Origin of the sequence: Acinetobacter sp. MYb10, assembly GCF_002980175.2 — a bacterium.
Classification (GTDB): domain Bacteria; phylum Pseudomonadota; class Gammaproteobacteria; order Pseudomonadales; family Moraxellaceae; genus Acinetobacter; species Acinetobacter guillouiae.
In genome coordinates this window covers 369,322-387,083 of the sequence record NZ_CP058272.1, presented here as the reverse complement: position 1 = coordinate 387,083, position 17,762 = coordinate 369,322, and the positions used below count along the sequence as shown (strand labels likewise).

Here is a 17,762-nt window from a genome sequence, read left to right as displayed (position 1 = left end):
CCAGTGCAATTGCACTGGTTTAAAAATTACAGCATAGCGCTAAGTAAAATCATGCATTGTCATCTGTAGAATTCATCTGATCTTTTTTCACATCTTTAGAGGATTTAGTCGATGATGAATCATTGAATAATTTATTCATTAAAGCCTTAATCACTCGATAAATAATCAAGCCAAGAAATACCAGTAAATAAAGTGGCCAAATGGTGACTAAAATAACCAATAAATCCAAAATAAATTGCCAGCCATATTGAACACCTTCCCAAGCACGCTTCCAAAAACTATCACCGTTTAAGCGTGCCACAGCAGCAACATCAACATCCAGACTTTCTCTCACCATCGCAGGTTGTTTAATGGCAATACTAATCGTGCTAAAACGCACCCGATCTTGAACTTCAAGTTGGGTTAAACGGGAAATTTCATTCAGCTGTGATTGTTTGGTATCACTTGGAACGCTTTGAGTTTGTCCAATTTTTTCTTCTAAAAGCTTTAACTCAAAACGCTTAGCAGAATATTGTTGTTGATTTAAAAAGTACATCAATGGCAATAACTGATTGACATATACCGCAGCTTTATCACTCGGTACTCTGACAATGATCTCCGCATGCGGATCAACTTTTTCAAAAACTCGGATTTTACCATCCGCAATTTTTTGTGTTTTTACATCGAGTACATCAAAACTGATATTTTTCTGCTCTATAAAGCCGCCCGCTTGAAAAGTGAGCTTATCAATTTCTAAAGCAGTTTTCACCACATCTTTAGCTGTGAAATTAACCTGAGCTTCACGCACCATACGACGTGCTTTTTCTGCTTGACTGACATCGGTACTTAAAATAGTTTCAGGTTTTTGTTCAGTCACAGGTGTGGTATCAACAGAATTTTCAGTAGCTTGTTCAGCACTTTTTTCTGCGGCATCAGCCGCTTGTGCAGCATCCTGAGCAACGACTTGTGTATCTGGAGCAGACGCAGAACTTTCAGCAGCTTCTTCCGATTTTTTCGCACATCCAGAAAGAAGTACCAAGCTTAAGGCGAGAATTAAATGTTTATTATTCATAGATTATTGACTTTTGTAGGTGATTTTAAATTTTGTTGAATTATAAAGAAACTTTACTTTTTTTACCATGCATAAAAATACAGCATCGAAATGCTGTATTTATCAAAGTTTTTATACATAGATCAACAAGTGCAGTTTAAACACTTAGCCCGCTTTACCGATTTCTTCATATGGCTGTACTGCAATTTCTGAAATCATATTTTCAAAAGAGAAAATTTCATCTAGACGTTCTTGGCTCAATAAACCTTGTTCAAGTACAACCTCTTGAATGGTTTTATTTTCAGCAATACATTGCTTCCCAATTTCATCACACTTCGCATGACCTAAAATTGGATCAAGTAAGGTAATTATTCCAACACTACGCATCACAGCATCAAAACAGGTTTTTTCATTGGCAACCACACCTTGAATACACTTCTCATCCAAGGTTTGAATCGCATTGATCAGTAACTCAATTGATTCATTCATGGTAAGTGCAATCACAGGCTCCATCACATTTAACTGTAATTGGCCCGCTTCTGCTGCAAAGGTAATGGTTAAATCATTACCAATCACTTTAAATGCAACTTGATTGACGACTTCTGGGATCACAGGATTGACTTTCGCTGGCATAATCGATGAACCAGCTTGTAATTCAGGTAGGCGAATTTCCCATAAACCTGTTCTTGGGCCAGAACTTAATAGACGTAAGTCATTACAGATTTTAGAGAGTTTTACAGCCAAACGTTTTAAGGTGCTTGAAAGGATAATAAATACACCGCAGTCACTGGTCGCTTCAACATAATCTTCTGCACCAATTAAGTTTAAACCTGTTAAGGCTTTTAAATTTTCATTGACCTGAGCAGCATAACCATGTGGCGTATTTACGCCTGTACCAATCGCAGTAGCGCCTAAATTAATTTCTAATAAAAGTTCACGGGTTTTTTTAATTAAACGCACATCTTCTTTGAGTAATGTTGCAAAGGCATGAAACTCTTGTCCTAATGTCATTGGGACAGCATCTTGTAACTGGGTACGTCCCATTTTTAACACATACTGAAACTCAGCAGATTTTAATGTCAGTGAACTAATCAAATTATTGATTTTTTCAAATAACAAATCCAGTGAATAGTAAGTTGCTAAACGTAATGCAGTGGGATAGACATCATTGGTCGATTGAGATTTATTGACATGGTCATTTGGATGAATGATGTCATAACGTCCTTTCGCATAACCTAAAGACTCTAATGCGATATTGGCAATGACTTCATTGGTGTTCATATTAATCGATGTACCTGCACCACCTTGGTATACATCTGATGGAAATGCATCTTTCCAATTTTGCGGATTTTCAATCAGTTGATCACTTGCTTTTTGAATCGCTACACTGATTTCTTCAGAGATCTTATTAAGTTGTAAATTGGTTTGTGCCGAGGCCTTTTTGACCTGAGCCAAAGCGCGGATAAAAAAGCTTTGTTCACCGACGGTATGTTTAGAAATATTAAAATTTTCTAAAGCTCGAATTGTATGAATACCATAATAACTGTTTATAGGAACTTCTTTACTTCCCAATAAATCTTTTTCTATTCTTGTAACTTCAGGTTGAACCGTTTCCATGTGATCTGCTCATTATATATTTATGCACTATAGTTGTGCAGTTACAATAATATTCCTTCTTATCTGCTTTTGTACTAGCAAAATATGTCATTTCGATAAACAATTTTATGGAATTATCAATTAAACGTTAACAATGTAACTTTGCGTAAAGTATAATCCCACAGTCTCTAAACACTCCCAGTAGAATTTTTTTGGATATAAATTGCTGATTTTTTGCATTTGTATCTAAAGTTACAATCGGATACATAAATCTTGCACAATCACCTTATAAAAATCACAGCGATATTTTTTAGTTGTGTGAAAGAATTCGCTCGTGAAACTTATGCGATAAAAAATAAAACTTGGAGATTTACTCCACAAGGACTGAATTAAATATGGACTCACTCAACCCCACAGTTGTCACGTTTATCTTTTATATCATTGCAATGGTTTGTATTGGCTTATATGCCTATAGAAAAACCACCGATTTCTCAGATTATATTTTGGGAGGTCGAAGTTTAGGGAGTTTTGTCACTGCACTTTCAGCAGGTGCATCGGATATGAGTGGCTGGCTACTCATGGGACTCCCAGGTGCAATTTACCTGACTGGATTATCTGAATCATGGATCGCAATTGGGCTCATTATTGGTGCTTGGCTCAACTGGTATTTGGTCGCAGGCCGTTTACGTGTCCATACTGAAATACAAAATAATGCATTAACATTACCAGATTATTTCACCAGCCGTTTTGGTGATAAAAAGAAAGTGATCCGTATCATTTCTGCGCTGGTCATTTTAATCTTCTTTGGTATTTACTGTGCTTCAGGCATGGTGGCAGGTGCACGTTTATTTGAAAGTATTTTTGCGATGAACTACACCACTGCTCTTTGGGTCAGTGCGATTGCAACCATCAGTTATGTGTGTATTGGTGGCTTTCTTGCGATCAGTTGGACAGATACATTTCAAGCGGGCTTGATGATTTTTGCATTACTGTTGGCACCGATTATGACTTTCTTGGCAGTTGGTGATTTACAACATGTCAATCAATTGATTGAAACTGCACGTCCACATGCAGCAAATATGTTCCAAGGGGTCAGTTTTATCGCCATCATTTCATCAATGGCATGGGGCTTAGGCTATTTTGGACAACCGCATATTCTAGTCCGTTTTATGGCAGCAGATTCAGTGAAAACCATTCCTAATGCTCGTCGTATTGGTATGGCGTGGATGATTCTATGTTTAGCGGGCGCTGTTGCTGTAGGTTATGTTGGTATTGCTTATTTCCAAGCACATCCTGATATTCCGTCAGCTGCAATTGTGGCAAAAAATCCAGAAACAGTGTTTATGGAATTAACCAAAATCTTATTTAATCCATGGGTTGCTGGTGTTGTTTTAGCCGCTATTTTAGCCGCTGTCATGAGCACCTTAAGCTGTCAGCTTTTGGTATGCTCAAGCACATTGACTGAAGATTTATATAAATCTTTTCTTCGCAAAAAAGCCTCACAAAATGAGTTGGTTTGGGTCGGTCGTTTAATGGTTTTAGCCATTTCAGTACTCGCGATCATTTTGGCATTTAACCCAGAAAGCAAGGTACTTGGTCTAGTGGCGTATGCATGGGCTGGTTTTGGTGCTGCATTTGGTCCACTTATTTTATTGTCTGTGTTTTGGAAACGTATGACTTTAAATGGCGCATTGATCGGTATCATTGTCGGTGCTGTAACGGTAATTGTTTGGAAAAACACCATGGCGCATACTGGTTTATATGAAATCGTGCCAGGCTTTGTGCTTTCTTTCATCAGCATCATTGTGGTCAGTTTAATGGACAAAGCCCCTGAAAAAGAAGTAATTGATCGTTTTGAAAATGCTGAGCAAATTTATAACCGTGAAATGAAAAATATGTAAATTCAAATGTTTGAATAAATCATTAGAGTTAGGGGCATTCATGCCCCTTTTCTATTTCTTTACTTTCGCTTTAAAATTTAAATGTAATTGTGAACTGTCTTTAATCACTTCCATCACTGGATAACTACGCGTTTCCTTTACCCCAGGCAATTGCCACAGGACCTGCCCTGAAATACGACGGAACTCCTCCATATCTGCACACCGAATTTTCACTAAAAAATCAAAACCACCACTAATCATATGACATGCCATAATTTCTGGATATTGTACGATTGCATCTGAAAAAGCATCCAAAGCATTGGGTGTAGTTTTGTCTAAAAGAATCTCAACAAATACCACAAAATTAGCGCCTAACATTTTCGGATTTAGTTTTGCTTCATAGCCCAAAATAAATCCTTCACCTGTCAATTTCTGCACCCGAGCAAGCGCGGCTGTTGGAGATAAATTAACTTTTTCAGCCAACTTAATATTGGAAATTTTTCCATCTTTTTGCAAAATATCCAAAATCCGAATATCTATACGATCCAAGCTTAAATAAGCACTTTCCATAGAATAATTCTCTAAATATTATTCAAATTATAGTGAGTTATTCACTAAATATTCTGTAATCATAAATTATATAAACCCATCTGCTCAACAAAAATATTTGCTAGTCACAGGACGTTGACAATGAATATGGATTCACCTCAAGTTTTAAATGCAAACCTACTTCCAAGTTTGGATTACATTACCGAATTTAAAGACAAAACTGATTTTGAAGAAGAAATCAATCATGCGTGGCGTCGTACTGAATCGGAATGCGTTGAAAACTTACTTGAGCACAGTCAAATTTCTGAAGAAATGAATCAGAAAATTTATGACATTGCATTTAACTTAGCGCATAGCTTACGTGACCGTAAAAGTTCGTCAGGCAAAGCAGGTATCGTACAGGGTCTGCTGCAAGAGTTTTCATTGTCTTCACAAGAAGGCATCGCATTAATGTGCTTGGCTGAAGCCTTGTTACGTATCCCTGATAGTGCGACCCGAGACTTATTGATTCGCGATAAAATTAATCAAGGTAACTGGAAAGATCATTTAGGCCAAAGTAATCTCATGTTTGTCAATGCTGCTGCATGGGGACTCATGCTGACTGGCAAACTGATGGAAACACCTAAACAAACCAGCCTTTCGGGGATCCTCACTTCGCTTTTAGCACGTACAGGTAAAGGCATCATCCGTAAAGCAGTTGATGCAGCAATGCGTATGATGGGTGAACAGTTTGTTACTGGTGAAACCATTGAAGAGGCTTTGGACAATGCCAAAACTCTTGAAGACAAAGGTTTCCGTTATTCTTATGACATGCTTGGTGAAGCAGCACTGACTGAACACGATGCAGATCGCTATTTCGAAGACTATACACAAGCGATTCATGCCATAGGTAAAGCGTCTGAAGGTAAAGATGTTTATACCGGCCCTGGAATTTCAATTAAACTTTCGGCTTTACATCCACGTTATCAACGTTCTCAAACCGAACGTGTGCATCATGAACTTTATCCTCGTATTTTAAATTTAGCACTTTTAGCTAAGACCTATGATATTGGTCTCAATATTGATGCAGAAGAAGCGGATCGTTTAGAGCTGTCTTTAGAATTACTTGAGCGTTTATGCTTTGAGCCACAACTGGCAAACTGGAAAGGTATAGGCTTTGTCATTCAAGCCTATCAAAAGCGTTGTTTCTATGTGGTGGATTATATTATTGATCTGGCAAAACGTAGTCAAAAACGTTTAATGATTCGTCTGGTCAAAGGTGCTTACTGGGACAGTGAAATCAAAAAAGCACAAATTGACGGTATGTCTGACTACCCAGTCTTTACCCGTAAAGTGCATACAGATTTGTCTTATATTGCTTGTGCAAAAAAACTATTGGCTGCGCCTGATCAGGTGTATCCGCAATTTGCAACACATAATGCGCAAACACTTGCCACTATTTATGAGTTAGCAGATCCACAAAAATATTATCTTGGTCAATATGAATTCCAATGCTTACATGGCATGGGTGAACCACTTTATGAACAAGTGGTAGGCAAGGTTTCAGATCAGAAATTAGGGATTCCATGTCGTATTTATGCGCCTGTCGGTAATCACGAAACCTTATTGGCCTATCTGGTTCGACGTTTATTGGAAAATGGTGCGAATACCTCATTTGTTAACCGTATTGCAGATAAAAATATTAAAATTGAAGACTTGATTGAAAACCCAGTTCAAGAGATTTTACATACTGCAGAAAAAGAGCATGCAGTCGGGTTAAAACACCCTGCTATTCCGCTTCCTCATGATTTATATCAAGGCATCCGCCAAAACTCTCAAGGTTTAGACTTAGCTGATGACAGTAAATTACAAGATTTAAATCAAACTGTTCAACACTATTTAAAACACCAATGGAACAGTTATAGCCTTGTCGATCAGCTTGATTTACAAGACTTAGCTGAAATAAATTCGCAAGAAATCCGTAATCCAGCTGATCATTCAGATCTAGTTGGTTATGTGATCGAAGCAGAAACAACACAAGTCGATTTGGCCTTAGATAACGCTCATCAAGCTTTTGAAAATTGGAAAAATGCATCTCAAGATTTTCGTGCAGAGTTATTGCTCAAAGCTGCTACGATTATGGAATCGCGTATTCAGGAACTGATGGTTTTACTGTGCCGTGAAAGTGGTAAAACTTATAGTAATGGTATTGCTGAAGTACGTGAAGCCGTTGATTTCCTTAGATACTATGCAGCACAAATGCAAAGCATTGAGGATAATGGCACACTCAGCCCATTGGGTACAATTTTATGTATCAGCCCTTGGAACTTCCCGCTTGCAATTTTTACTGGACAAATTTCAGCAGCACTTGTTGCAGGAAATACCGTAATTGCTAAACCTGCTGAACAAACCCCATTAATTGCAGCACAAGCAATTCAAATCTTATGGGAAGCAGGAGTTCCAAAATCAGTAGTACAATTACTTCCTGGTCGTGGTGAAACAGTTGGGGCAAAACTCAGCCAAGATGAACGTATTCAAGGCATTATGTTCACAGGTTCCACTGAAGTTGCTAAGATTTTACAAAAAACCGTAGCACAACGCCTGAGTCCAACAGGTCAACCGATTCCTTTGATTGCTGAAACGGGTGGTCAAAATGCAATGATCGTAGATTCTTCTGCGCTGACAGAACAAGTCGTAATTGATGCAGTAAATTCAGCATTTGATAGCGCTGGTCAACGTTGTTCTGCCCTCCGTGTATTGTGCGTTCAAGAAGACAATGCAGCAACCTTGATTAAGATGCTTAAAGGTGCCATGCAACAGCTCAACATTGGACAACCTATTTTGCTTAAAACAGATATAGGCCCTGTGATTGATGGTGAAGCGCAGCAAAATATTGAAAAGCATATCGAAATGATGCGTAGCAAGGGCTATGCAATACATCAACTTGCTTATGAAACACCAACATCTGATCTAAATGCAGGCACATTTATTGTCCCGACGGTGATTGAACTTCCAAATCTGAATGATTTAAAACGTGAAGTTTTTGGACCTGTATTGCATGTCATTACCTATAAATATGGTGAATTAAAGCAATTGTTAGAACATATCAATGCAAAAGGATATGGCCTAACCATGGGTTTACATACACGTATCGATGAAACTATTCAAACCACCATTGAACATGCGGAAGTGGGTAACTTATATATTAACCGTAACATTGTAGGTGCCGTTGTAGGCGTACAACCTTTTGGTGGTGAAGGTTTGTCAGGAACAGGGCCTAAAGCTGGTGGTCCGATTTATTTATATAAATTAATGCAGCATACAGCCCTACCCAATCGCCCTTTTGGTACTGTAAAAAATATTTCGGAACAGCTCAATCTAAAACCATCTGAGATTCAAACAGAATTTCACACTTGGGCAAAACAGCATCATTCGCAATGGGCTATGCATCAGTATCAATCACCGCTTGCCTTATATGAGCTTCCAGGTCCAACAGGTGAATTGAATCAATATCATGTTGTATCACGTCATCGGATATTGGCAATCGCAGAACAAGAACAGGCTTTGCTGAATCAATTTAATGCAATTTTGTCTCTCAATGCGCAAGTCTGTATTTTAAGTGACGATGCGATTGCTTTAAAAATGATTCAAAGTATGCCAAAAGCGTTGCAACAAAAATTTTCGATGATCAATGATGTGGCTGTTGGAGAGTTTGATGCTGTTTTACATCAAGGTGCTGGTCTAAAAGAATTACAAACTCTGATTGCGCAACGTGAAGGTGCAATTGTTGGCATAACTCATTTAGCGGATGCCAATACAATTATTCCACTTGCACCATTACTTATTGAACGTGCAATCAGTATCAATACTGCGGCTGCAGGCGGAAATGCAAGTTTAATGACTTTAGGCAGTGAATAAATCATAAAGCAATGATTTAACCTAGTTTAAAGAAAGTTTTCCATTCCAAGCCAATATCATTTGGCTTGGTTTTTTTATTTTGGTCTGTAGCTATTGGTTTTGCTTACAAAGCAGAGCAAATGAATCACTATTCAGGATAAGTTCTTAACAATAATTCCTGTTTAATTTCCTCATAATCATCTTGCATTTTTGGGGAGAGGCTTTCAACAAACCATGCCCCATCCGCTGCATAACGTAATATTTTTAATGTGGCAGAATCATCCGTTTCAGCATGTTGAGACAATCGCCGTGTCAGCCATTGGTCCCACTTCTCACTATAAGATTTATCTGTCATCAATGTCATGCTTAAAGCACTCCATACCGTGTTGACCCCAAATGAAGAACTTAAGGTGACATCAATATATGCGCGAGTAAAACAGCCATAAGTAACTGGATCTTTTTCAATTGCTAGGCTGACTTGCTGGTCCAGTTGTTGGATCAACTCTTCCAACATAGCCTCAATCAAAACTTGTTTATTGGCAAAATGATGAAATACACCACCTTTAGTTACACCTGAACGCGTTGCAATACTTTGAATCGATACGCCATTTACACCATGTTCAGCAACTAAACTCATCGTGTTAGCTAAAATTAATTTTTTAACACCTTCAGGATCTTTTTTACGTTGATAAGCATTTTCTACAATTTTATCCATACTCAAATCTTACCTGCTTCGTGCTTTTATCAATGTCCTGCTGATGTTGAAAATAAGTTAATCACCAATACACCTGAAATAATTAATCCAATACCTGCAATTGCAGCAAAGTCTAAGCTTTGTTTGAAAATGAAGTAACCTACCAAAGCAGTGAGGATAATACCAACACCAGCCCAAATTGCATAAGCAATACCCAATGGAATTGTTTTAATCACTTGAGACAGTAAATAGAAAGAAATCACATAAAAAAATACCACCAGTAAACTCGGGACTAACTTTGTGAAGCCTTGCGATTTCACTAAGAATGTTGAACCTGTTACTTCAGCGATGATAGCGACCGCCAACAAACTATAGGCAAAAACAATAGAATTCATAAATTCATCAAAAGATACCATTTGGTTGGTATGTTATATAAATTCAATTTTTAATACAATCTATAACTATACGAAATCTCACGCATTAAATTTGATGAATAAAAAGCAACATCACTTTGATAAAAACTATTTTTATAAAAAAAGACGAGTTATCAATTTGATACTCGCCTCTTTTCTTCAATTTTCTACTTAATCAGGTTGGGTGAATAAAGTAGAAAAATGAAATTATAAACAACAAGGCAATTATCGCCAAAATTAAATACGTGTTTACCGTGTTGAAACTCTTTATAAAGTTTAAAATTTCCATTATTTTTCGTCACAAAATAAACCAGCATTTATTCTAATATATTTTGTCACAATTTGTAAGATCATTAAGCCTGATTAAATTAAAAAACACTTAAAAAATGAGTCTAAACGTCTACTTTTACAGCATGAATAGATATTAAAAAGATTCATTATAAATGATAAGTATTCTCATATAGTTGTTTTTATTCAGTTATTCTGTAGATTTTGATAACAATATCACAATAATCAGACCACCACCCTATTGATTAGAAAGCATTAAAACTCATTAGATTATCTTAACAAAATATGTTTTTAATGTTTTAAACACATGATAAAAAAATCAAAAAAAATGAAACATTTAGATACACCATCCAAAAAATGTGAATAAAAAACAAAGGATTTATCGGGATTTGTTACAAGTTGTGTTTAACAATAAGAGCATATATCAATGTTTTATATGTACTAAATTTTGATTTTAACAGGCAAAAGTGATCACTATAGGATCAAGTAAGTGTTTAAAAGATATATTACTTTTTCTCATGCAATATGATAAAAAAATTTACACTCATTCCTTGAGTTGTAAATTTTAAAAATTGTTATTCTATTTATTAAAAGGCTTATTTCACCTCAAAATGGTGTTTTTCTGTGACCAATTTAATTTTTATATCTTTGTAGTAGCGAACCATTGTGTTGTTTGGATCTTTCTTGAGTGCGTCTGCAAATTTATCTTCATTCATTAACTTAGCATAAGTTTTATAGCCAATTTCTAAAGTTGATGCTTTCTTACTTGACTCTTGAAATTCATCTATACGCTTGTTGATTTGCTTTACACTGATTTCCATCTTTCATTTCTCACTACAATTTTATTTTTTATAACATGCTTTTATGACAATTCAGTTTAAATCATTATTTTTTGAGTTTATTTTGAATCAACATTTTTCTTCAAAAACAAAATAGTTTGATCAAATGTTTGCTGACTCGCCTTTTTGCCCAAGAAAAATTGATATTCATGGACCAACCATTCTTTTGATTCAGGGTAGAAAACAGCTTGAACAGGGATTTGCTTTTCTTGCAAAGCTTTTACAAAAGGAATGGACTGCGTATCTGTGAGAAAATCTTTATTCCCCCCACTTATAAATACAGGCGGATAATCCTTGGTAAGATGTTGTATAGGTGATAAACGTTTTAAATATTCAGGATTGTCTTTTTGATTACCTGTATAAGCTTGAACAAGGTTATTTACCCCCCATTCAATCAGTTTGATTTCATCTGGTGCTGTATTGATAAAGGCATTCATATCATAAATTCCGCAATGCAGAATTAAACCCTTAAGTTGTGAAGTTTGAATCGAGGCTGTAAATCCAGATTCTTTGGCAAAATTTGGGTTAGTGAGAAGCGCTGCATAATGGCTGGCTAAATTGGCCCCAGCCGAATCCCCTGCTAAAAATAATTGATGAGCGTCTATATGGTATTGTTTTGCATTTTGCTGGATAAATCGTAGTGCATTATTGATTTGATACAACTGCGTTGGATAAATTGCTTGCGGTGCAAATTGGTATTGCACAGAAACAACATTATAACCTTGTGCTGCGAGCAGTTTAAAATATCCTCTTGCATTATCTTTAGCACCTGAAATCCAACCACCACCATGAATCCAGATCACTGTTGGGCGTTTTTCAAATTGTTGAATATCTATTGGCTGATAGAGATCTAAACTGAGTTTTGGTTGTTCTTGGTAAGTTATATTATGGGTAACAATGACATTCTCTGGCGCATGTTTATCCATCAGATAGCGTTGAAAATGTGTTGAAGTATCAAATACCTTGGCAATGATTTTGTTATTTTTTTGCACATTTTGGCAGGCAGACAGTGTGAATAGTGAAAGTGTACAAAAAAGAATTTTTAGTTTATGCATTTTGACCTCAAAAATGTTCAATCATTGTGATTTTCACATTATCGATACATTCAATTGTGAGCCTAATATAGCTTAAAAAATGAATTCCTTTTCTTTTAATTTCAATGCAAAAAACAACTAAAAAATTTAAATTTATATTTGCGCGATTTGCTGATGTAGAGTTTGCAAAAATAAATCCGCTTCAGCTTTGGTCTGGCACTTTTTATGATATAAGCCATTGGCATTTTGATTGTGCGGTGTATATTCTATACTTATAGAAAAATTTTGTGTAATCATATCTTTAGAAACATGTATCGCGATAATATGCAGTGAATTTAGGTAAAAACCATCTTCTATTTTAACCAGCATTTTAAGCCTCAAACTTTATAACACAGAGAGGGTAAGACAAAAAAGCCCATCTTTTGATGAGCTTATTGTTTAAATATTTTAAACTTAATCATACTTCAATTTAGCCAGTATTTAAAAATTTTGATTGCTTTTTATGTAACAAAAGGAATAACCACTAAGAATTTTCTTGAACAATACAATAAAAAAATCTAACACATCATCAAAATTCAGCTTTAGATTGTCCGACATTTTTTCAATTGATCAAAATACTTTGATGTTAGATTGAATAAATCGTGATACTTATCACATTTCATAATAAAAGTTATTTTGTCTAAATCTCTTTTATGGAGGTTGTTAATATGAATTATTTGATTATTCTAAATTCCTCACAAGTACATCATTTAGATGAAGTCCATAAGCTCATCTGTGACTATGATGCTTCAATTCGGGTGAACCCTTCCACTTGGCTGATCAACACAAGCTATGAAGCCAACATCATTCGCCAACATTTAGCGAGTATTATTAGCATTCATGACTCTCTGTTAGTCTTTAAGATTGATGGTGAACATTCATTTACCAACGATTTGGATTTAAATGACTGGATGGAGGATATAAATAGTAAAAGTATGATTCGTGTCTAAACATACTGATTCGATAAAGATTATATTAAGCAGAGAGAAAATTTAAATATCTAAATACTACATCTGATTTCTCTAAATTTAATTCCAGCTTGCCTTATATAATCTTTTATCAGCCAAATTAAAAGCGTGATGAATAGCACAAAATGAGAATTTAATTATTAGATGAAATTTAAATCAAAAAAATTAGTACAGTTAAATATTTATTTTTAAAATACACTTAATATCTAATTAAAAAATTTATTAAATTTATTTTACTATTCATCCATTTCCACTTTATAGCTTTCTATTTCTCCATTGTTGTTTTTATAAAGCTTTAAATATATATAAGCAGATGACTTTTCACCATTAACCTTTAAAGTATAATAATCATAGCCTTGTTGATAGGGAGGATTACCATAAAACTTTCCGAATTTCCGTATTCTATAGTTCCGTATTTCTCCTAATTTATTCTGTACTTTAATATCTTCACGAAAAATTTTTTCTATATATTGCTGATTTTGTTCACTATGAAGTATCTTTGTTCCTATAACAGTTATAATTCCTAATACAGCTATAAAGAAGACATAAAAGATTAATTTTTTCATATTATTTCCTCCATTCTAAGCACTCACAAAAACTTCCTCTTTAAAATTTATTTTTTAAACTTAAGTAAGAATAAAACCATCAAATAGAAGGTTACTAAAATTGGAAATACAAAATATAATTTTAACCACTCAATACTTCCTATTGGTGCAAAAGCAATTGCATAAACGGTATTCAAGCTAAACACATATGGCCAATAATCTTTTGTCAAAAATAACACAATAATAAGAGAAACTGTAAAGGATATAATCATGGTAATTATGGCTTTAATTGGTATAAAAAGCTTTAATCGGCTCAATTTACAAGCAACACATATTGAAAAAATAAATAATAATAAAAAAAGTAGCTGAGGATGTTGGTGGGCTATATGGCTAGTAAAAAATTTATAACTAAAAAACCATACTAACAAGTAACTTAAAATGGCAAAGACCATGTTTAATTTAATATCTTGATCTATTGAATGAGTTAACTTCATTATTAATTCCTCATCGTGTCTATTTTTTATTTCAATCACAAAGAAAACTCCCTCTTTTTATTTTAAAAATTTCTCTTCTAAATAGCTGATAAAATAATTTTTTACTGGAAAAAATTGATTAACTATCCCTACAGTTAAGCTTATTTAAATCGAAGATCATTTTCTTAAAGTTAGCATAATACTATTTTTTTATTCTAACTTTATATCTTTCCACCTCTCCATTTCTATCTTTATATAAGTCCAAATATATTACTCCTGAGTATTTCTCACCTGTTAAATATATCGTATAGAAATCATAATCAGGCCCTTCCGGAGCACCAAAATATCTACCTACTTTCCAAATTTTATATTTCTGAATATGGCCAAACTTATCTAGTAACTGGTTATCAGTCTGAAAAACTGTTTCAATATATTGTTCATTTTTTTGCCCATGAATTTTATTTTGCACAAAAGTTGTTACAATCGATAATAAAATTATAAAAACTATTACTGCTACTATTTTTTTCATATTATTTCCTATTATAAAATCCTCCAAAATCAGCACCATATGAACCACCTATGGCAACTCCGAATTTCCACGGGGTATTTCCAGAAACTCTTGGATCAATATTAAAGCTTGGTTTATTCACATCTATATAACCTCCACCCGTTTTTTGTTTAAATCCATTACCCGTCGCAGCCGTAATGCCAGTACCAACTCCAATTGGGCCTAAACCAACCCCCACATCTGCTTTTAGGCTTGTCCGAGCAATAGGCCCGTATCCGCATTTTTCAGAGTGCCGTGATGGACCTCCTTCTGGATCAAGTCCTATTCCAAGTCCAGCTCCAACCCCAACTCTTCCAAGGATTTCCAATGTACCATCCTGATAACCGATACTGACCCCAAAACCATATCCATAATACCCTTCTACACTTAGTGCCCATAAACCATAAGGATCAATAAAATTAATCGGATTATTTTCTACATAAGCATAGGTATTTAAACCACCCGCCAATCCAATCGGATCACTTTGGGTATAACGCCCTATGCTGGCATCATAGTAACGGTTCCAGTTATACCAAAGCGTACTCTCAACATCATAATATTGCCCAGGAAAACCGAGGTTAAATTCCCCAATACTACTTTGTACTACAGCACTGTCATAACTGCTTTGTTGAGCTTTCCATACCACAGCTTGATTTGAGTCAGTAATGACTTCTGGACGACCTAAATGATCATTATGAATATAGTAAAATTGATTGTTGCTTACCACAGCAATCGGTTGACCACCCAACCAAATATAGCTTTTTGCTAAACTGCCGTTTTGTAAACTAGATAAAGGACTCTCCGCAAGTAATCGACCATCAGGTGCATATACATAATTGATGCTTCCACCACTGCCAGATTTACGACTACGAAGATTTACGACTACGAAGATTAAAGACATCATAGTCATAACTTACCGTAGCGCCTGTATTTACGCTTTTCAGACGGTTAAAGCCATCATAGCTATAATTAACCGTACCAGCATAGCCTGTCTTTTGGGTTAGGTTACCCAACACATCATAACTAAAGTTTTTCGCTTCAGCGCCTGTTGTACTGCTTAAACGATTTCCTTGACCAAGTACATAGTTGGTTACGGCATTGGTATTGCCTACGCGATTGGTCCGATTGTAATTGCTGTCTTGTTGCCAGCGTTCGGTATATTGAGCTGAAGAAGCAAGGTTTAATTGCCCAAGTAGATCATAATTATAACTGGTGGTTTTATTGTTATCTAAGCCATTGTTGATTTGGGTGAGCCAATTATTAGCATTATATTGATGACTAAGGTTTTGCACTCCCGAAGCAGTAATACCAATTAGACGGTAATCCTGATCATAACTCGCTTGTCGTGATAGACCATTGCCATAGGTCCAATTTTTAATTCCGCCATAGGGTTCATAAGTGACATTACTGACAACCGTCTGTGTTGAGGTTGCTGTTTTAAATTTAATTGCTTTGACTCGATTTAATCCGTCATATTGATAAATGACTTTGTTATTTTCATTTCCATACCTTTCTTCAAGTAAATTACCCAAACCGTCATAACGCCAATAGGTTGAGTAAGTAACACCAGCTATATTTTTAATTTGTACAGCAAGTTGTCCATCTCCAATATATCCATAACCTGTAGAAGTGACTCCATCGGCTGTTGCACACAACTGCCCAATACCATTGCTGCAATTGTCATAAATCCATGTTTGAATCTGATCACCTGTCTGCGCTCTAGTTCGGCGATTTAAAGCATCATAGCTATATGTTGTGATGACATTATTTGCACGTGTTAAACGAGTCAGATTACCATCTAGGTCATATTGATATTGGGTTAACCCTGTATCTGGACTATGGGTTGATAACAGTTGACCAAACCCATCATAGCTATATGTCGTTGTATTGCCTTTTGCATCTTTAACACTGATCAATTGTCCAATAGCGTCATAGGTATATAGAACAGTTGAACCATCACTACGACTTTCCTTGTTCAGATTGCCATGTAGATCATAAGTATATGTCGTGATTTTACCCAAAGAATCGGTTGCTTTAACCACATTTCCATTGGCATCGTATTCATAACGCTGGTTTTGTCCATTGTTGCCTAGATCTGCGGTTATCCATCCCAATTGATTATGTTGATTACTTTTAGAATAACGAACCGAACCGTCTTCTTTAAAGCGAACACTGAGGAGTTGTCCAAGATTCGAATATTGATATTCTTTGCTACTTAAATCTTGACCAAATCTAGAGTGAGTAATTTGAGCAATTGTACCATTATCATTATAATCAATAGACTCTATGATCTGCTTGTAAGTAGAGCTTGGCCCATTTGCTCCACTTCGCACAATCTGAGTTAGTCCCAATGAATCATATTCAAATCTATTAAAACGAGAATTCATTCTACTATCAAGTATATTTTTTGAAATCGTTTTAATTCGACCACGTGCATCATAACTATAATGTTCATAAGAACCATTTGGATAAAACACATTCCTTACTAGTTCTACTCCATCGTAGTATGAATAAGTGATAACATGCCCCAATGCATTTTTTACTTGGACTAAATTTCCTTGGGAATCATAACTGTAAAACGTATTTTTTCCGTTCTTATTGACCACTACAGCACTCACCATTCCATCAGCATGCAAACTATAGCCATAAGCAATTATGCTACAGGTGGTTGTCCCTGCTTTACTACAGATCGTCTGACTTTTAAGGCGGTTTTTAGCGGGTTCATTGGCAGCATAATAACTATAAGTTTCCTCTCGAATTAAACGATTAAACCCATCAAGTATTTGAATTTGAGTAATTAAAGTCATATACTCAAGGTAACTATATTTTTTGATATACGCATTGGAAGCATTACCATTTTGGATACCTATAGTTTCTTGAGTGATGCGTCCAAAACTATCACGCTGATATTGTGTCTCTATACCATTCCAGTCTTTCTTAGAAATTACATATCCATTGTTATCGTAAGTATTTTCCATACTGCTATTCGGG

16 protein-coding genes are annotated in these 17,762 nt (G+C 35.5%); 3 read left to right on the top strand and 13 right to left on the bottom strand.

What is annotated here, in order from left to right; all coding sequences use genetic code 11:
• Positions 1–49 precede the first annotated feature (49 nt).
• Both CQZ96_RS01785 and aspA read right to left on the bottom strand, forming a co-directional pair.
• Positions 50–1,051 (bottom strand): DUF4349 domain-containing protein, encoded by a 1,002-nt coding sequence (locus tag CQZ96_RS01785; RefSeq protein WP_105712503.1) that lies wholly within the window; start codon positions 1,049–1,051, stop codon positions 50–52.
• A gap of 144 nt (positions 1,052–1,195) precedes the next feature.
• The gene (gene aspA / locus CQZ96_RS01780) at positions 1,196–2,647 is read right to left on the bottom strand and encodes an aspartate ammonia-lyase (RefSeq protein ID WP_105712502.1); all 1,452 of its coding nucleotides are present in this window, start codon (positions 2,645–2,647) and stop codon (positions 1,196–1,198) included.
• A 374-nt stretch (positions 2,648–3,021) separates the two neighbouring features.
• On the opposite strand from aspA, the gene putP reads away from it, so the two are divergent.
• Positions 3,022–4,527, top strand: a complete 1,506-nt coding sequence (gene putP, locus CQZ96_RS01775; protein WP_004719871.1) for a sodium/proline symporter PutP — start codon at positions 3,022–3,024, stop codon at positions 4,525–4,527.
• Between the two features lie 51 nt (positions 4,528–4,578).
• Here the strand turns inward: putP and CQZ96_RS01770 are convergent, their stop codons facing one another.
• A complete protein-coding gene (locus CQZ96_RS01770) occupies positions 4,579–5,076 on the bottom strand; it encodes an Lrp/AsnC ligand binding domain-containing protein (RefSeq protein WP_004821915.1) in 498 nt (165 codons plus the stop codon).
• 120 nt (positions 5,077–5,196) lie between these two features.
• Here CQZ96_RS01770 and putA point away from each other — a divergent pair, with 120 nt between their 5' ends.
• Positions 5,197–8,952, top strand: a complete 3,756-nt coding sequence (gene putA, locus CQZ96_RS01765) for a trifunctional transcriptional regulator/proline dehydrogenase/L-glutamate gamma-semialdehyde dehydrogenase (RefSeq protein WP_105712501.1) — start codon at positions 5,197–5,199, stop codon at positions 8,950–8,952.
• Positions 8,953–9,079: 127 nt separating this feature from the next.
• Here putA and CQZ96_RS01760 read toward each other — a convergent pair whose 3' ends face one another.
• The 5 genes from CQZ96_RS01760 to CQZ96_RS21505 all read right to left on the bottom strand — a co-directional run bounded on the left by CQZ96_RS01760 (position 9,080) and on the right by CQZ96_RS21505 (position 12,568).
• Entirely contained in the window at positions 9,080–9,646 is a 567-nt protein-coding gene (locus tag CQZ96_RS01760) for a TetR/AcrR family transcriptional regulator (RefSeq protein ID WP_105712500.1), read from the bottom strand.
• Between the two features lie 29 nt (positions 9,647–9,675).
• Entirely contained in the window at positions 9,676–10,020 is a 345-nt protein-coding gene (locus CQZ96_RS01755; protein WP_056511905.1) for a DMT family transporter, read from the bottom strand.
• 902 nt (positions 10,021–10,922) lie between these two features.
• Positions 10,923–11,147 (bottom strand): hypothetical protein, encoded by a 225-nt coding sequence (locus CQZ96_RS01750; protein ID WP_004719860.1) that lies wholly within the window; start codon positions 11,145–11,147, stop codon positions 10,923–10,925.
• Between the two features lie 77 nt (positions 11,148–11,224).
• Positions 11,225–12,220, bottom strand: coding sequence for an alpha/beta hydrolase (locus CQZ96_RS01745; RefSeq protein WP_105712499.1), 996 nt, complete (start codon positions 12,218–12,220; stop codon positions 11,225–11,227).
• Positions 12,221–12,352: 132 nt separating this feature from the next.
• On the bottom strand, positions 12,353–12,568 hold the full coding sequence (locus tag CQZ96_RS21505) for a hypothetical protein (protein ID WP_105712498.1): 216 nt from the start codon (positions 12,566–12,568) through the stop codon (positions 12,353–12,355).
• A 338-nt stretch (positions 12,569–12,906) separates the two neighbouring features.
• Here CQZ96_RS21505 and CQZ96_RS01740 point away from each other — a divergent pair, with 338 nt between their 5' ends.
• Positions 12,907–13,188 carry a hypothetical protein gene (locus tag CQZ96_RS01740; protein ID WP_004719854.1) on the top strand — a complete coding sequence of 94 codons (282 nt, stop codon included), beginning with the start codon at positions 12,907–12,909 and terminating at the stop codon, positions 13,186–13,188.
• A 254-nt stretch (positions 13,189–13,442) separates the two neighbouring features.
• On the opposite strand, the gene CQZ96_RS01735 is transcribed toward CQZ96_RS01740, so the two are convergent.
• From CQZ96_RS01735 to CQZ96_RS01715, 5 genes are all read right to left on the bottom strand, one after another.
• Positions 13,443–13,772, bottom strand: a complete 330-nt coding sequence (locus CQZ96_RS01735; RefSeq protein WP_105712497.1) for a hypothetical protein — start codon at positions 13,770–13,772, stop codon at positions 13,443–13,445.
• Between the two features lie 47 nt (positions 13,773–13,819).
• Complete coding sequence (locus CQZ96_RS01730; RefSeq protein WP_146113206.1) at positions 13,820–14,284, bottom strand: hypothetical protein; 465 nt, start codon at positions 14,282–14,284, stop codon at positions 13,820–13,822.
• A gap of 142 nt (positions 14,285–14,426) precedes the next feature.
• Positions 14,427–14,753 carry a hypothetical protein gene (locus CQZ96_RS01725; RefSeq protein ID WP_146113205.1) on the bottom strand — a complete coding sequence of 109 codons (327 nt, stop codon included), beginning with the start codon at positions 14,751–14,753 and terminating at the stop codon, positions 14,427–14,429.
• Between the two features lies 1 nt (position 14,754).
• Positions 14,755–15,675: an RHS repeat-associated core domain-containing protein gene (locus CQZ96_RS21845; protein ID WP_323848062.1), complete on the bottom strand. Its 921-nt coding sequence runs from the start codon at positions 15,673–15,675 to the stop codon at positions 14,755–14,757.
• Positions 15,638–17,749, bottom strand: a complete 2,112-nt coding sequence (locus CQZ96_RS01715; protein WP_171287864.1) for an RHS repeat protein — start codon at positions 17,747–17,749, stop codon at positions 15,638–15,640. The genes CQZ96_RS21845 and CQZ96_RS01715 overlap by 38 nt, the downstream gene beginning before the upstream one ends.
• Positions 17,750–17,762: the final 13 nt, after the last annotated feature.

What these genes read in the sequence shown, in the direction of transcription:
- CQZ96_RS01785 (WP_105712503.1), bottom strand. Translation starts at nt 1,051, where the DNA reads ATGAATAATAAACATTTAATTCTCGCCTTAAGCTTGGTACTTCTTTCT.
- aspA (WP_105712502.1), bottom strand. Translation starts at nt 2,647, where the DNA reads ATGGAAACGGTTCAACCTGAAGTTACAAGAATAGAAAAAGATTTATTG.
- putP (WP_004719871.1), top strand. Translation starts at nt 3,022, where the DNA reads ATGGACTCACTCAACCCCACAGTTGTCACGTTTATCTTTTATATCATT.
- CQZ96_RS01770 (WP_004821915.1), bottom strand. Translation starts at nt 5,076, where the DNA reads ATGGAAAGTGCTTATTTAAGCTTGGATCGTATAGATATTCGGATTTTG.
- putA (WP_105712501.1), top strand. Translation starts at nt 5,197, where the DNA reads ATGAATATGGATTCACCTCAAGTTTTAAATGCAAACCTACTTCCAAGT.
- CQZ96_RS01760 (WP_105712500.1), bottom strand. Translation starts at nt 9,646, where the DNA reads ATGGATAAAATTGTAGAAAATGCTTATCAACGTAAAAAAGATCCTGAA.
- CQZ96_RS01755 (WP_056511905.1), bottom strand. Translation starts at nt 10,020, where the DNA reads ATGAATTCTATTGTTTTTGCCTATAGTTTGTTGGCGGTCGCTATCATC.
- CQZ96_RS01750 (WP_004719860.1), bottom strand. Translation starts at nt 11,147, where the DNA reads ATGGAAATCAGTGTAAAGCAAATCAACAAGCGTATAGATGAATTTCAA.
- CQZ96_RS01745 (WP_105712499.1), bottom strand. Translation starts at nt 12,220, where the DNA reads ATGCATAAACTAAAAATTCTTTTTTGTACACTTTCACTATTCACACTG.
- CQZ96_RS21505 (WP_105712498.1), bottom strand. Translation starts at nt 12,568, where the DNA reads ATGCTGGTTAAAATAGAAGATGGTTTTTACCTAAATTCACTGCATATT.
- CQZ96_RS01740 (WP_004719854.1), top strand. Translation starts at nt 12,907, where the DNA reads ATGAATTATTTGATTATTCTAAATTCCTCACAAGTACATCATTTAGAT.
- CQZ96_RS01735 (WP_105712497.1), bottom strand. Translation starts at nt 13,772, where the DNA reads ATGAAAAAATTAATCTTTTATGTCTTCTTTATAGCTGTATTAGGAATT.
- CQZ96_RS01725 (WP_146113205.1), bottom strand. Translation starts at nt 14,753, where the DNA reads ATGAAAAAAATAGTAGCAGTAATAGTTTTTATAATTTTATTATCGATT.
- CQZ96_RS21845 (WP_323848062.1), bottom strand. Translation starts at nt 15,675, where the DNA reads ATGATGTCTTTAATCTTCGTAGTCGTAAATCTTCGTAGTCGTAAATCT.
- CQZ96_RS01715 (WP_171287864.1), bottom strand. Translation starts at nt 17,749, where the DNA reads ATGGAAAATACTTACGATAACAATGGATATGTAATTTCTAAGAAAGAC.